The organism is Pseudomonas sp. NFPP24, from assembly GCF_900112095.1.
GTDB classification, from domain to species: domain Bacteria; phylum Pseudomonadota; class Gammaproteobacteria; order Pseudomonadales; family Pseudomonadaceae; genus Aquipseudomonas; species Aquipseudomonas extremorientalis.
Genome location: NZ_FOKD01000017.1, coordinates 18,931 through 33,434, shown reverse-complemented (window position 1 = coordinate 33,434; position 14,504 = coordinate 18,931). Strand labels below are relative to the sequence as shown.

At 61.3% G+C, this 14,504-nt stretch carries 15 protein-coding genes; 10 read left to right on the top strand and 5 right to left on the bottom strand.

The annotated features are described in order from the left end of the window. The first annotated feature begins 186 nt into the window (after positions 1-186). From BM026_RS29065 to msrA, 3 genes are all read left to right on the top strand, one after another. A complete protein-coding gene (locus tag BM026_RS29065) occupies positions 187-675 on the top strand; it encodes a hypothetical protein (RefSeq protein ID WP_139217585.1) in 489 nt (162 codons plus the stop codon). 99 nt (positions 676-774) lie between these two features. Then, positions 775-2,118 carry a hypothetical protein gene (locus BM026_RS26985; protein WP_093530697.1) on the top strand — a complete coding sequence of 448 codons (1,344 nt, stop codon included), beginning with the start codon at positions 775-777 and terminating at the stop codon, positions 2,116-2,118. A gap of 95 nt (positions 2,119-2,213) precedes the next feature. Beyond that, entirely contained in the window at positions 2,214-2,720 is a 507-nt protein-coding gene (gene msrA, locus BM026_RS26980; protein WP_093530695.1) for a peptide-methionine (S)-S-oxide reductase MsrA, read from the top strand. A gap of 263 nt (positions 2,721-2,983) precedes the next feature. Here the strand turns inward: msrA and BM026_RS26970 are convergent, their stop codons facing one another. The 4 genes from BM026_RS26970 to BM026_RS26955 form a co-directional block, all read right to left on the bottom strand. Continuing rightward, positions 2,984-3,316, bottom strand: a complete 333-nt coding sequence (locus tag BM026_RS26970; RefSeq protein ID WP_092250653.1) for a DUF6124 family protein — start codon at positions 3,314-3,316, stop codon at positions 2,984-2,986. Between the two features lie 322 nt (positions 3,317-3,638). Further along, the gene (locus BM026_RS26965) at positions 3,639-4,889 is read right to left on the bottom strand and encodes a flavin-containing monooxygenase (RefSeq protein WP_092250656.1); all 1,251 of its coding nucleotides are present in this window, start codon (positions 4,887-4,889) and stop codon (positions 3,639-3,641) included. Positions 4,890-4,909: 20 nt separating this feature from the next. Further along, positions 4,910-5,356, bottom strand: coding sequence for a type II 3-dehydroquinate dehydratase (locus BM026_RS26960; protein WP_092250659.1), 447 nt, complete (start codon positions 5,354-5,356; stop codon positions 4,910-4,912). A gap of 25 nt (positions 5,357-5,381) precedes the next feature. Next, positions 5,382-5,804, bottom strand: a complete 423-nt coding sequence (locus tag BM026_RS26955; RefSeq protein WP_093530690.1) for a RidA family protein — start codon at positions 5,802-5,804, stop codon at positions 5,382-5,384. A gap of 182 nt (positions 5,805-5,986) precedes the next feature. On the opposite strand from BM026_RS26955, the gene BM026_RS26950 reads away from it, so the two are divergent. The 7 genes from BM026_RS26950 (at position 5,987) to argE (ending at position 13,064) form a co-directional block, all read left to right on the top strand. Next, positions 5,987-6,961, top strand: coding sequence for a LysR family transcriptional regulator (locus BM026_RS26950; RefSeq protein ID WP_092250662.1), 975 nt, complete (start codon positions 5,987-5,989; stop codon positions 6,959-6,961). Positions 6,962-7,171: 210 nt separating this feature from the next. Next, positions 7,172-8,689: an amino acid ABC transporter permease/ATP-binding protein gene (locus BM026_RS26945; RefSeq protein WP_093530688.1), complete on the top strand. Its 1,518-nt coding sequence runs from the start codon at positions 7,172-7,174 to the stop codon at positions 8,687-8,689. 27 nt (positions 8,690-8,716) lie between these two features. Beyond that, complete coding sequence (locus tag BM026_RS26940; protein ID WP_071490169.1) at positions 8,717-9,589, top strand: phytanoyl-CoA dioxygenase family protein; 873 nt, start codon at positions 8,717-8,719, stop codon at positions 9,587-9,589. Positions 9,590-9,617: 28 nt separating this feature from the next. Continuing rightward, on the top strand, positions 9,618-10,448 hold the full coding sequence (locus BM026_RS26935) for an ABC transporter substrate-binding protein (RefSeq protein ID WP_093530686.1): 831 nt from the start codon (positions 9,618-9,620) through the stop codon (positions 10,446-10,448). A gap of 54 nt (positions 10,449-10,502) precedes the next feature. After that, entirely contained in the window at positions 10,503-11,234 is a 732-nt protein-coding gene (locus BM026_RS26930; protein ID WP_092250667.1) for a class II aldolase and adducin N-terminal domain-containing protein, read from the top strand. 10 nt (positions 11,235-11,244) lie between these two features. Then, positions 11,245-11,919, top strand: coding sequence for a DUF1028 domain-containing protein (locus BM026_RS26925; protein WP_093530684.1), 675 nt, complete (start codon positions 11,245-11,247; stop codon positions 11,917-11,919). Then, a complete protein-coding gene (gene argE, locus BM026_RS26920; protein WP_093530682.1) occupies positions 11,916-13,064 on the top strand; it encodes an acetylornithine deacetylase in 1,149 nt (382 codons plus the stop codon). The genes BM026_RS26925 and argE overlap by 4 nt, the downstream gene beginning before the upstream one ends. A 122-nt stretch (positions 13,065-13,186) precedes the next feature. Here the strand turns inward: argE and BM026_RS26915 are convergent, their stop codons facing one another. Next, entirely contained in the window at positions 13,187-14,428 is a 1,242-nt protein-coding gene (locus BM026_RS26915; RefSeq protein WP_092250673.1) for an acyl-CoA dehydrogenase family protein, read from the bottom strand. Positions 14,429-14,504: the final 76 nt, after the last annotated feature.

The following is a 14,504-nucleotide window of genomic DNA, read 5'->3' as shown; positions in this document are numbered from 1 at the left end:
GAGGGGAGGCGGGACTAGGAAGTTACTGACAAAGTCCTACTTGTAAGTATTACAGATAAGGACTTCATGTTTTTAGGAAGCGGGTGCCTTACTTGAATTGAAAAAACGTGCAAGGGTAGTGGTGTGATTCCTACTGCTGGAATGATTGGAACCTCAGGTATTAATTTATGAACTAGGGTGAAGATTATGAAGCGCTCGAAAAGCATTAATAAGGTTTGGCTTGTTGTGTGTGTTGTGTTGGCGGTTTTTACAAAGGATGTGGTCTTGGCGGCAGAATACTCCATTGCTAAAACAGTGGCGCCAGGTCCCATACTGGTGTTATCTAATTCCAATACTCATCCGGGTGTGGAATTCGCAAGTTTTAACGTGCTGGCCTCGGATATTCCTTCAGGAACACTCGCGGATCCCAAGCAAATACTGGAGGTTCAGTGGCGTACAACCTACTATCCCGGGACTATTCGTGAGGAGGTTAGGCTGTGTTACTACCGTCCATTTAGTTTAGAAGAGAACTGTCAGATCATCGCTCCGAGTTCGTCGGGTGTGCTGATGGATTTTAACAATCAGTCCTTTGGTAATGGCTCAAAAATTCAGATTTTTCATAAGGTGTGGGGCGGCACTCCACCGTACGCTCGTCCTGCCGGTGCCGATTCAGTGACTATTAAATATAGGTATTAGTGTGCGGTGTGATGCCCGCAGCCAATTTGGCTGCGGGTATTTGGATAGGTAAGAAACTTTTACATGACCATTCACATGCCTAACGCAAGGTGAATACTAATGATCACTATCAGCCCTAATACCTCCTCGTCAAACAATCGCGTGACGAATGATTCCGTCGGCATTGTTATTCCGTCCACAGTCTCGCCTGACAACGTCGAGACTGATGCGCTCGCTAAGCGTAATGACGGCATCACCACCGTCTCAATCCTGGCGCTTCAATTGAGTGATGCGGCACAGCGTGCGGAAACGCCCACGGGTCAAACGAACGCCGACCCCCTCGAACTCATCACCGACGAACAGTATTTCGCCAACAAGGCACAACACGACGCAGAGCTTCCAACGGCCAATAACCCGGAACTCCTGGCCCGTGCGCGGCAAGCGACTGGTTTCCTCAACGGTCATGACAGCAACCCCTTCAAGGGGCTCGGGCGAGATCAACTCAACCTGATCGCCCGCGACAACGGCGGCGCCTTCACGGTCAATGAGCGAAGGGTGGCGTGGCAAACGGCCAAGTCGATGGAGCCTTCAGGCGGTTCTAGTTCGGGGCAGGCTGCCAGCGTCGGCCGTGAGATCATGATTTCGCGCGTGTTTGGCGGTAGAGAACCCCCAGTCGCCCTTCCACCGGCCACTTCAGTGAATGCCCTTCAAAGAGCAAGCGACTTCCTCAACCTCGATGATCGTGCCTTGGTCGCGGATATGTATGCATATCTACAGTCAGAAGGTGCGGATTTAGGCCACGTTGATCTTTTGGTCTGGGCACTCGGCGAGTATCGACGCTCCAGCGACGGTCGCCAATACATAGCCACCAATGGCTTTTACGTAGACGGGTATTGGACGACGTTTAATTACAAGCCAGAGGACGAGGCCATCGCCTCACGCATACTGACCAGTTCAGCGCTCAGCAGCACCCGTGTTGACCCTGGCTTTGTGAAACACATCCTGAACCCAGGCATGGGCGCGTTCACCCACATCGGCGGCATACCGTTCCTGGAGCGAATGGTGAAAAAATTCTCCGACGAGGGCGCGGATCAACCTCCACTCGGCAGCGAGTACGCCACCTTCAAACACGCCAAAACTGCGGACCATATCGTCACCACCACGCACAAGGACATCAAGCTTCCACCCTCAAAGGCAGTCTCCCAAGTCATCGACGGTGTCTGGAGCCTCACTGAGTACGGCAAGGCCGCCGGTTACGTGCTGGATGCAGTCACCCATCGGGTCTATAAGCCGGAGGACCCGCCAAACGATCCAACTCTCCCGCGTCAAAACGTGAATGGACCTGACGGTGATGCGCCCAACAAAACCTTTCTGGACGCTCTCGGTGAGACTCGCGACCCGCCCCAGTCACGCTGGATCTGGCCCGGCCACCTGTTCAAATTGATGAAAAACTTCAAACCCTGAGGTCTCGGTGCACTGCGTAACAAAACCGTGAATCTTGCTATTGGCCAACACGGCCCCATAACTAGGCGGGTATCCACTGAACGCAAGGGCAGACCATGACCAAACCAACCGAAACCGCCATCCTCGCCGGCGGTTGCTTCTGGGGCATGCAGGACCTGTTGCGCCGCTACCCCGGCGTGCTGCACACCCGCGTCGGCTACACCGGCGGCGATGTGCCGAATGCCACCTACCGCAACCATGGCAACCATGCCGAAGCGATTGAAATCGTGTTTGACCCGGCAGTGATCAGCTACCGGCAGATTCTGGAGTTCTTTTTCCAGATCCATGACCCGAGCACGCCGAATCGGCAGGGCAATGATTTGGGGCCGAGTTACCGTTCGGCGATTTATTACCTGAGTGAGCAGCAGCGGGAGGTGGCCGAAGATACGGCGGCGGACGTGGATGCATCGAAGCTGTGGCCGGGGAAGGTGGTGACGGAGATCGAGCCGGCGGGGCCGTTTTGGGAGGCGGAGCCGGAGCATCAGGATTATCTGGAGCGGATTCCCAATGGCTATACCTGCCACTTTATTCGGCCGAATTGGAAGTTGCCCAAGCGTGGCTGAAAGCACTGCCTGCAAGCGCGAGTCGTTGTAAGGGGCAGCCCTTTCAAGGTCTTTAGGTAGAACTGACGATAAGTACCCTGTGGCGAGCGGGCTTGCCCCGCGTTGGGCTGCGAAGCAGCCCCAAAACCCGCGGTCGAAGAGGGCCTGACTCCGCGCATTCCTCCTTCCAGGGTTGCTTCGCAACCCAACGCGGGGCAAGCCCGCTCGCCACAGTTGCAGTGTTCGCCCTTATGGGACGGCATCAGCCGGATATGGCCGGTTTCTCAAAGACCTGGATCGGCTAGCGTAGCTTCGCGCTCCATCAGCTTATCCACCAACAAAACCCCCAACTCACTCAACTGGTGAATGGCCAGCGCCACATCCCGCTGTTTACCCGTCAACGCCTCCGACAGGTCGAGTAGCAAGGCGCTGACCGAGGAAAGGGTTTCGTAGCAGTTGACGATCAATGTTTCGTTGCTGGCATCGCTGGCGATGCTGAAGAGTGGCGCAGGTGGTGCTTCGGCACCGGGATTGAGGTAATGGTCAATCGCACGATTCGCCGCATGATTGAGCTTCAGGTCGGGACCGTTTGGAGGATTGGGCGTGACTTTGAACATGTGTGTTGTACCTGTTTTAGGGCCAACACCTTTTCGCTACTAAACGAGAGGGTGGCGGCTGTACGCAGGTTAGTAGACCGGGGAAACACACAAAGCCGGCGCGCCCGAGGGCGCCCTGCGCACAGCCACCATCAAGCACAGACAAGAACATCTGATCGATGAGGCTCATGCACTTTATGTTGTCACTCGGGCTACTAAACCCGATCACTGAGTGTTCAGCGACCGAGCCACCTTAGAGACGCTCACCCAAGCGCACAAGCCGGCGGATTCTGACGCAACTGTAGGCAACGGGGCAAGGCGCGGTCGACCTGCCCTAAGCGTCTTAGGACTTGTCGTACGCCCTGTACGCGTTCTGCAGCACGATATGGTCCGCCACGTACTTCGCATCGTGCCAAACCCCATAGATAAATGAAGATGCGCGGTTGACCAGGTTCGGCAAACCCAGGAAGTAAATCCCGCTCTGCGCCGAGATCCCGCGTTTGTGGAACGGCTCGCCTTTCTCGTCGAACGCGTCCACCTTCAACCAGCTGAAATCGAACTTGAAGCCGGTGGCCCAAAGGATTGTGGTCACGCCCGCTTCAGCCAGGTCCAGGCTCAACATCGGGTTCACCAGGCACTCTGGATCGGGCAACAGTTCCCAGGCCTGTGGCTCCGGCGGAAAGGGCAAGCCATTGGCCTCGATATACGCATCCGCATCGCGCAGTACGTCAAAGTAAGCGCGGTCGCCTTCAGCCACGTTCTCGGCCAACCCCGGTTGAAACGTCATGACGCCCTCCGCCCAGTCCTGGGTGACGCCCACCAACTGAATGCCTTGATGTGCCAGTCGGCGAAAGTCCACCGTCTTGCCGCCTTCGTAACCACTCACCGCAAACGCCACGTGCTTTTTCTTCGGCTGGATCTTGACTTCATCCCACAAGCCCAACGCGCCCAGCCACCAGCAATAGTCGCGGCCACGATAGGCGCGGGGCGGGCGGTAGTGTTCGCCCACCGAGAGGTACACGGTCTTGCCGGCCTTTTGCAGTTCTTCGGCGATCTGCGAGCCGGAGGCACCGGCGCCGACCACCAATACGGCGCCTTCGGGGAGTTGGCCGGGGTTCTTGTAGGCGCAGGAATGCAGTTGGTGCAACGGTGCGCTGGCGGGGACGATGTTCGGGATTGACGGGCGCTGGAACGGGCCGGTGGCAGCAACGACGTTGGCGGCTTCGATCACGCCCGCGGAGGTGGTGACCTTGAAGCCGGGGCGGCCTGCGTGGCGTTCCACCGACTGGACTTCCACGCCCGTGCGGACAGGGGCCTGCAACTTATCTGCGTAGGCCTCGAAGTAGTCGGCCATGCGCTCTTTCGGCGCGAAGGCTTCCGGCGAAATGCCTTCGAAGGTGAGACCGGGAAAGCGGTCATGCCACGCCGGCCCGTTGGCGACGAGAGAGTCCCAGCGTTCCGAGCGCCAGCGTTCGGCAATGCGGTGGCGTTCCAGCACGAGGTGGGGCACGCCCATCAGGGACAGGTGCTCGCTCATGGCGACGCCGGCCTGGCCTGCGCCGACGACCAGGGTGTTGATTTTTTCGACGGACATAGGCGGTTCCTGAACAGTCATTAGGCGGTTTGGCCTAGCAATTCGGCCACAGCCGTGATTGCCAGTTGGTAACCCAGCGCCCCCAACCCGGCGATCACACCGGTGGCGGCCCTGGACACGTAGGAGTGGTGCCGGAAGCTTTCGCGCTGCCAGATATTGCTCATGTGCGCTTCGATGATCGGGCCGTCGAACGCCAGCAACGCATCGAGGATCGGCACCGAGCTGTAGCTGAGCCCGGCGGCGTTGATCACGAGGGCGTCGGCGTGCAGGCGTGCTTCCTGAACCCAGTCAACCAGCACGCCTTCATGGTTGCTCTGGCGAAAGTCCAGCGTGAGGCCCAGGGCGGCGGCGTGGCGTTGGCAGCGGGCGTCGATGCTGGCGAAGCTTTCGCTGCCATAGGTGCCGTTTTTATCCAGCCCGTACAGGTTGGCGTTAGGCCCATTGAGGAAAAACACACGATGGGTCATGGGGCACTCCAGGCAATCAGCGCTTTCATACGGCCCAATCGTCCGGCACCACGGCGATCACATCGATCTCCATCAACCACTCCGGCTGGCCCAGCCCGGAGATCACCAACCCAGTGGAAATCGGGAACACACCTTTGAGCCACTTGCCCACCTCCTGGTACACCGGCTCGCGGTAGCGCGGGTCGATCAGATAGGTGGTGGTCTTCACGATGTGCGACAGGTCCGAACCTGCTTCTTCCAGCAGTTGCTTGACGTTCTTCATCGCCTGGTCGGCCTGGGCGCGCGGGTCGCCGAGGCCGACCAGGTTGCCGTCGAAATCGGTGCCGATCTGGCCGCGCACGTAAATGGTGTTGCCGGCGCGCACGGCCTGGCACAGGTCGTTGTCCAGCGCCTGGTTGGGGTAGGTCTGTTGGGTATTGAACATGCGGATGCGGGTGTGGGTCGGCATAACGGTAACTCGTGGGAAGCGGGATAGATCCAGCTTCACACCGCGCCGGCTGCGGCGAAACCAGCATTTGCGCGGGGTAGTGCTTAGGAAAAACCGAAGCCCGTGCAGGTCATCGGTTTGCGCCTGACCCGGCACGAACCCTGCAACACCACCGGTACAGTCATTGTTGAGGGGCAGGCGTCATGCTCAGTCGTATTACTCAGCGTCAACTGGAGTATTTCGTCGCGTCGGGAGAGGCGGGCAGCATCAGTGCGGCCGCCGAGCGCATTCATGTGTCGTCGCCGTCGATCTCGGCGGCGATCACCCATATGGAGGCGGAGCTGGGCATTCAGTTGTTCATCCGCCATCACGCCCAGGGCATTTCCCTCACGGCGGTGGGGCGCCTGGTGATGCAAGAAGCCAAGCTGATCCTGGAGCAAATGACCAACCTCTACACCATCGCCTCGGAGTCCTTGAACACGGTGCGCGGGCCGTTGCGCGTGGGTTGCCTGGAGTCGCTGGCGCCGATGATCACGCCAGAGCTGGTGTTCGGTTTCGGCCGTGCGTTTCCCGGCGTACGGCTGACGCAAGCCGAGGGCAACCATGAAGAGCTGCTGGAAAAACTGCGCAGCGGCGAGCTGGATATCGCCCTGACCTACGACCTGGTGACCAGCCCGGATATCGACTTCCAACCCCTGGCGCAACTGCCGCCCTACGTGATGGTGGGCGAGTACCACCCGCTGGCGAACTCACCGGCCGTGAGCATGCAGGACCTGGAGGCCTACCCGGTGGTGCTGCTCGACACGCCGTGGAGCCGTGACTATTTCCTCAGCCTGTTCATCCAGGCCGGCACCACACCGAACATCATCATGCGCTCCACCAACCTTGAAACGGTGCGCGCCATGGTGGGCAACGGTATCGGCTATTCCTTCGCGAATGCGCGACCCAAATCGAACATGTCCCAGGACGGCAAGCGCGTGATCCGCCTGCGCCTGGCGGGTGCACACAGGCCGATGCGCCTGGGCTACGCCACGGCCAGCAACACCCAGCTGTCGCGGGTGGTGTCGGCGTTTGCCGAGCGGTGCCGCATGTTTGTGTCCGACCAGTACATCCCCGGCATGGCGCCGCCGAGCTTTTTTGACCCGCATGCGGTGCGGGTGTTGAGCGGTGTGAGCTGAGCTTGCACCAGTAAGTGGCATGCGCAATACGGCCGATTCAAGCCTGCACCAAAGGTGGGAGGGGCCCCCTCCCACATTGGATTTTGGGTGCTCTCAGGCTGCATAGGTTCTGCCTACCCAGTGCCCCGGCTTTTACGAATTGACCCCAACCGCCTCCCGCCACGACTCTGAACCCATCGATGTAGATCAACTTCTCAGGGCACAGCGACGATGACATTCGACTGGAACTACATGTTGGGTTTGCTGGGCGATGCCGAGTTCTGGCGCGCGACGTGGACGGTGATCAAGCTCAGCACCCTGACCTGGGTGTTGAGCATTGGCCTGGGCTTTCTGCTGGCCCTGGCCAAGCAATCCAGACATGGCCTGCTGAGCGTGCCGGCCCGCGGCTACATCTGGCTATTTCGCAGCCTGCCGTTGCTGGTGCTGCTGATCTTTATCTACAACCTGCCGCAAGCGTTGCCCGGTACCTCGGCGGTGCTGGCCGACCCGTTCTGGTCCGGCCTGTTGGCCCTGGTGATCTGCGAGACCGCCTACGTGGCTGAGATCCATCGCGGTGGCCTGCTGTCGATTCCCAAAGGGCAGGGCGAGGCGGCTCGGGCGCTGGGCCTGAAGTTCTTCGGCACCCAGTGGCGCGTGGTAATTCCCCAGGCGCTGCGGGTAGCGTTGCCGTCGCTGGCCAACGAATACATCTCCATCGTCAAGCTCACCTCCCTGGTGTCGGTGATCTCCCTGACCGAGATCCTGATGGTCGGCCAGCGCCTGTATTCGCAGAACTTCCTGGTGATCGAAACCATGGCGGCGGTGGCGTTCTTTTATGTGTTTATCGTCACGGTGTTCGACTTCCTGCTCAAGCGCCTGGAGCGCTTTCTCGACGTCAACCAGCGCAACGTGTCCCGTGTTCCCGATGCGGCGGTGCTGGCCCTGGCGACCCAGCAGCGCACTGCCTTGGCGCGCCCGGCCAATAATGGCGAGTCGGCGTTGCAGGCCACGCGGTTGCACAAGGCCTACAACGATATCGAGGTATTGGGCTCGGTGAATCTGCAGATCCAGCCCGGTGAAGTGGTGTCGGTGATCGGCCCGTCGGGTTCCGGCAAGACCACGCTGATCCGCCTGCTTAACGGTCTGGAGCAACTGGACAACGGCGAGATCAGGATCAATGGCCAACCCTTCATCCACTTGAACAAAGTCGGCGCGCAGAAACCCCAGTACATCGAGCACGCCGAGCATCGCCTGCACATCGGCATGGTGTTCCAGAGCTTCAACCTGTTCCCGCACTTGAGCGTGCTCGACAACCTGCTGATGGCGCCGAAATACCACCGCCTGGGCGCGACCGCCGAACTCAAGCAACAGGCCTACGCGCTGCTGCACAAGGTCGGCATGCTCGACCACGCCTGGAAGTACCCGCACCAGTTGTCTGGCGGCCAACAGCAACGCGTAGCCATCGCCCGCGCCTTGATGATGCGCCCGCAGATCATGCTGTTCGATGAGCCTACCTCGGCGCTGGACCCGGAGAAGGTCAACGAAGTGCTGCAGGTGATCGAAGCCCTGGCCGAGGAGGGCATCACCATGGTCATCGTCACCCACGAGATGAACTTCGCCTTCAAGGTCTCCGACCGCATCGTGTTCATGGAGAAGGGCCGCGTGGTCTGCGACGACACGCCGGGCGCCCTGCGCAGCGGCCACAACCCACGCGTGGAGGCGTTCCTCAAGGACGTCTCGCTGGCGTGATCTCTTTAACGTTCAGGAAACACTAAAATGATCGAGCAATCGCAAATCGAACAATTCCAGCGCGACGGCTTCCTGGTGGTCGAAGGCGTGCTGTCGCAGGATGAAGTGGCCGCGTTGCAGCACGACTTCGACCAATGGGTGGAAGAAAGCCGCAGCCATGACCGGGGCTGGGGCGCCACTGTCGATGGCCGTGAGCGCTTTGACCTGGAGGGCGACCACCGCGCCGACCACCCATCCCTGCGCCGGGTCAGCTCGCCCACGGAGATTTCGCCGGCCTATGAGCGCGTGGCGTTGCACTCGCGCATGGCGGCGATTTCCGCGCAACTGATCGGCGCCCAGGGTACGCGTTTTCACCACAGCAAGATCAACTCCAAACTGCCCCACACCGCGACCCAGGTGAAGTGGCACCAGGACTTCCTGTTCACGCCCCACAGCAACGACGACATCGTCACCGCCTTGCTGATGGTCAGCGAAGTGACGCCGCAGAACGGCCCGCTGAACGTGATCCCCGGCAGCCACAAGGGCCCGCTGTGGTCGCACTGGCAGCACCAGCGTTTCACCGGTTCGGTGGACGACAGCGTGGTCGCGCAACACTGCCAGCAACCGGTGGCCTGCTACGGGCCGGCCGGCTCGGTGTGTTTCATGCACACCCGGCTTTTGCATGCTTCCAGCCCAAACGAGACCGAACTGCCGCGCACGCTGTTCATCAGTGTCTATGCCGCTGAAGACGCGCTGCCCTTCGGCGAAAACCCGTTGCCCAGCGCACATGCCGGCCTGTTGGTGGCCGGTGAAGAAAGTGGCCTGGTGCGTTCCACCGACAACCACATGCGCCTGCCGCAGAAGCCTCGTGGCGCCTCGTTCTTCGTGCAACAGGCGGGACAAGATTCAGCCACTGCCTAACCCCCCTAAACCCTTGCAGGTAATCACCATGACAGCGTTTCGTAAAAGTGTTCGTCCCCTTGCCGTGTGCCTGCTGGGCGCAGCCGTTGCACTGACCTCGTTGGCCGCTTCGGCGTTCCAGCAGGACGGCAAGATCATCGCCGGTTCCGACGTGACGTTCTTCCCCTATGAGTACATGGATAACAACAAGCCGGCGGGTTTTGATATCGAGTTCATGGACGGCCTGGGCAAGGTCATGGGCCGCCAGGTCGAGACCCTCGACACACGCTTCCCCAACCTGATCACTGGCCTGCAGGCCGGGCGTTTCGATGTGACCAACTCGTCGATGTACATCACCGCCGAGCGGGTCAAAGTGATCGACATGATCCCTTATCTGAAAAGCGGCGAGTCGATCCTCACCCTTAAGGACAGCGCCTTCCAGCCCAAGACCCCGGAAGAGTTCTGCGGCCACAAGATCGGCTCCATGGGGGCCACCTCGTGGCTGGCGCAGATGAACAAGCTGTCCACCGAATACTGCGTTGCCAAGGGCCTCAAGCCGATCCAGATCAGCGAATACAGCACCGACCCGCAAACCACCCAGGCGCTGCTGGCCCACGCCGTCGAAGCGCAGATCACCGATGCCGCCGTGGCCCGAGGCGTGATCGACAAGCTCGGCAGCCGCGTGGTGATCTCGTCCGACACCCTGATCTACCCGGTGCTCAACGGCTTCGGCGTGAAGAAAGGCAATGACACGGTGAAAAAAGTCCTGCTCGACGGCCTGGAAAAATACCGCGCCACGCCGGAGTACGCCGCCCTGCTCAAGAAGTACAACTTCCAAGCGCCGACCGATGCCGACATCGCCGCACTGATGCCGAAGTAAACCTACACGCGCGTGCCGCATTCGCCTGCGGCCGCGCCCTGCGGAGAGCGATCCATGGCGTTATCCCACGAAGAACAGACGCGCATCGACCTGGCGGCGACCTTTCGCATCATCGCCCACCTGGGCATGCATGAAGCGGTGGCCAACCACTTCAGTGCCGCCGTTTCGGCCGATGGCAAACAGTTTCTGCTCAACCCGAAGTGGAAGCACTTTTCGCGTATCCGCGCGAGCGATCTGTTGCTGTTGAATGCGCACGACACGGCCTGTGCCGATCACCCCCACGTGGACGCCACGGCCTGGTCGATCCACGGGCAGATCCACCGGCTGTTGCCACAGACCCGTGCGGTGCTGCACCTGCACCCGGTGTACACCACGGCGGTGGCGTGCCTGGCCAGGCCGCACATCCCGCCGATCGACCAGAACACCGCGCGTTACTTCAACCGCGTGGCCGTGGACGAGCTGTACGGCGGCATGGCCGACACCGAGGCCGAAGGCGCACGGCTGGCCGGATTGCTCGACGGCAAGACGCGCTTGTTGATGGGCAACCACGGCGTAATGGTCACGGCCGGTTCCATCGGTGAAGCCTTCGACGACATCTGGACCCTGGAACGTTCCTGCCAGATCCTCGTCACGGCCTGGTCCACCGGACAGCCGTTGCGGGTGCTGTCCGATGAAGTGGCAGAAAAAACCGCGCGGGGCTGGGAAGGCATCGCGGACTTTTCGCGCCAGCATTTCGAAGAAATGAAGCAGTTGATGATCGACGCTGACCCTTCCGTGCTCGATTGAGGACACCTCCATGACGTTTTCCGTTGTCGCCCGCTGCGCCGAGACGGGCCAGTTGGGCATTGCGATCAGCTCATCGAGCATTGCCGTGGGCGCGCGTTGCCCGTGGCTGCGTCCCGGCGTGGGAGCGGTGGCATCGCAGAACATTACCTTGCCGAGCCTGGGGCCTCAGGTGCTGGATTTACTGGAGCAGGGCCTGACACCGAGTGAAGCGCTGGCGACGTTGGCCGGTCAGGATCACAGCGAGTATCGCCAGGTCAGCGTGATTGATCACCTGGGCCGCACCGCGCATTTCAGCGGTGCGCAGACCCTGGGTATTCACCACGCAGTGAGCGGCGAGCAATGCGTGGCGGCAGGGAACATGTTGGCCAACCCCGGCGTAATCGCGGCCATGGTGGCGGCGTTCGAAGCGGCCCCGGGGCACCTGGCCGACCGCCTGCTGGCCGCGATGCACGCCGGTTTGGCAGGTGGTGGTGAAGCGGGGCCGGTGCATTCGGCGGCGCTGGTGATTGTCGATGACCTGCTGTGGCCAGTGGTCAATCTGCGTGTGGATTGGGCCGATGCGGACCCGATCAGCGCCCTCGACCAACTCTGGCAAGCCTATCGCGGGCAACTGCAGGATTACATCGACCGCGCCCTCAACCCGCAGATCGCACCGGGTTATGCGGTGCCGGGAGATGACCGATGAACAGCCGCGACCTGCTGGCGCAACTGGTGCGTTTCGACACCACCAGCCGCGAATCCAACCTGGCCTTGATCGACTTCGTGCGCACCTATTTGCAAGACCACGGCGTGGCCTGTGAGCTGGTGTACAACGCGCACAAGAGCAAGGCCAACCTGCTTGCGACGATTGGTCCGGCGCAGGTGCCCGGCATCGTGTTGTCCGGGCATACCGATGTGGTGCCGGTGGACGGGCAGCGCTGGCGCGTGGCGCCGTTCGAGCTGACCGAACAGGACGGCAAGTTGTACGGCCGTGGCACGGCGGACATGAAGGGCTACATCGCTTGTGTGCTGGCGTGCGTGCCGGCGTTGGTGCAGGCGCCGTTGCGCATGCCGGTGCATATCGCGCTGTCCTACGATGAGGAAGTCGGTTGCCTGGGCGTGCGCTCGCTGATCGAGCGGTTCCACGGGCAGCCGGTCAAGCCGCTGCTGTGTGTGATTGGCGAACCCACCGAACTCAAGCCGGTGCTGGGCCACAAAGGCAAGCTGGCGATGCGCTGCCTGGTGCATGGCGCGGCGTGCCATTCGGCGTACGCGCCGGCGGGCGTGAACGCCATTGAATACGCGGCGCGCCTGGTCAGCGAATGGGTGCGGCTCGGCGAAACGCTCAAGGCGCCAGAGCATCTGGATGCGCGTTTCGATCCGGCGTTTTCTACGGTGCAGACTGGTTTGATCAGTGGCGGCAAGGCGCTCAATATTGTGCCGCAGGACTGCAGTTTCGACTTTGAAGTGCGCTCGCTGCCGGCCCAGGATCCCTGGCAGGTGGTGCAGCAACTGCGCGACTACGCCGAGTACTCCCTGTTGCCGGCGATGCGGGCGGTGAGTGCGCAATCGGCGATCAGCATCAGTGAGTTGTCGAGCTATCCCGGGCTGGCCACAGCGCCTGAAAGCCAGGCCGCCGAATGGGTGGCGCAGTTCTGTGGCTCGCAGGATTTTGGCACGGTAGCCTTTGGGACAGAGGGTGGTCTGTTCGACCAGGCCGGTATTCCTACGGTGGTGTGTGGGCCTGGCAGCATGGAGCAGGGCCACAAACCGGACGAGTTCATCAGCCTGGCGCAGTTGCAGGCCTGCGACCGGATGTTGGCGCGGGTGCTGAAGTTTGTGAGCGTGTAGGTTACCTGTGGGAGGGGGCTTGCCCCCGATGGCGATGGGTCAACTAACAATGCAGTGACTGGATGTCCGCAATCGGGGGCAAGCCCCCTCCCACATTTGATCTTTGTTGTGCCCTCGAACTGTCAGTGCTTTGCCACGCCCACCCGCCACTGCGCAGGCGGCAGGACTCCATTCACCAGGTAATTGCCTACGATCCGCGACTTGTACACCCGCGGGTTATGGTTCGCCAGGGTGCGCGCATTGCGCCACAGCCGGTCCAGCGCCTTGCTGCTGGCGGTGGCACTGGCGCCCAGGGCGTCGAACAAGGCGGTGGTCGCGGCCAGCGTCGCATCCACCACCGGGTTCACCGCCAGGCACACTTCCAGCTCGGCCAATGCAACCTGCGGATCATCGTCATGCAGTGGCTGGTCATGGGCAATCACAGACTGCGCGGTGTACTCCAGGCGTTGCGCCGCTTGCTGGGCAATCGCTTGAGCAGCGTAGGCTTGGCTCGCGACTTCGCCAATCACCTGTAGCAGTTGCACGTCCTGGCCTGCGGTGTCGGCATTGCCGGTGGTGAAGGTGCGGGCGCGTTGGCTGAGTTCTTCGGCACCGCTGAGGGCGGCGCGTCGGGCGATTCCGGCGAGGGTGCTGAGGTGGTAGAGCTGGAAGAACGACTGTCCATGGCCGAAGCGCTGTTGGGTGGGGCGCGCGTCGTTGTCCATCACCGGTGCGTTATCGAAGATGCAGGTGCCGCTGGCGGTGAGGCGCTGGCCGAAGCCGTTCCAGTCGTCGACGATCTTCACGCCGGGGGCTTTCAGGTCGATGACAACCGTATACACGGTGCCGTTTTCACCCGTCGCGATGGTATTGATCAGGTCGCTGTAGAGCGCGCCGGTGGTGTAGAACTTCTTACCGCTGATGCGCAATGCGCCGGCGGCATCGCGGTGCAGGCGGGTGTCGAAATCGCCACGGGCTCCGTTGCCGACTTCGGTGCTGCCGGGGGAGAGCAGGGCGCCTTGGCCGAGGCGGTCCAGCCACTTGGCGCGCCAGTCAAGGTCCTTGGCGCTGAGCACGTCTTCGCAAAAACCAAAGTGGCCGCGCAGGGCCTGGGTGATGTTGGAGTCGGCGGCGGACAGTTCCGCAAGCAGCGTGAGCAGCTCGACCAGGGTCGCATCCTGGCCGCCATAACTGGCCGGCAGGCGCCAGCGCGGCAAACCCAGGGCGTTCAGTTGCTGGATCACCGTGGCGAGGCTGGCGCGTGTCTGATCCGCCTCGGCGGCCTGCGCGAGAATGTGCGCAAACAGTGGGCGAAACGGCGCGGCCAGTTGTTCGTAGCGGGCAGTGGGCGGAGCGCCCCAGATATTCAAAGCGGGAATCGACATGCAATGGACCTTGCTGAAAGTGGTTCAGGTGCTGGGGTCCAGTGGTCTGGTGACGTCACCCTAACCCAGCGGCAGC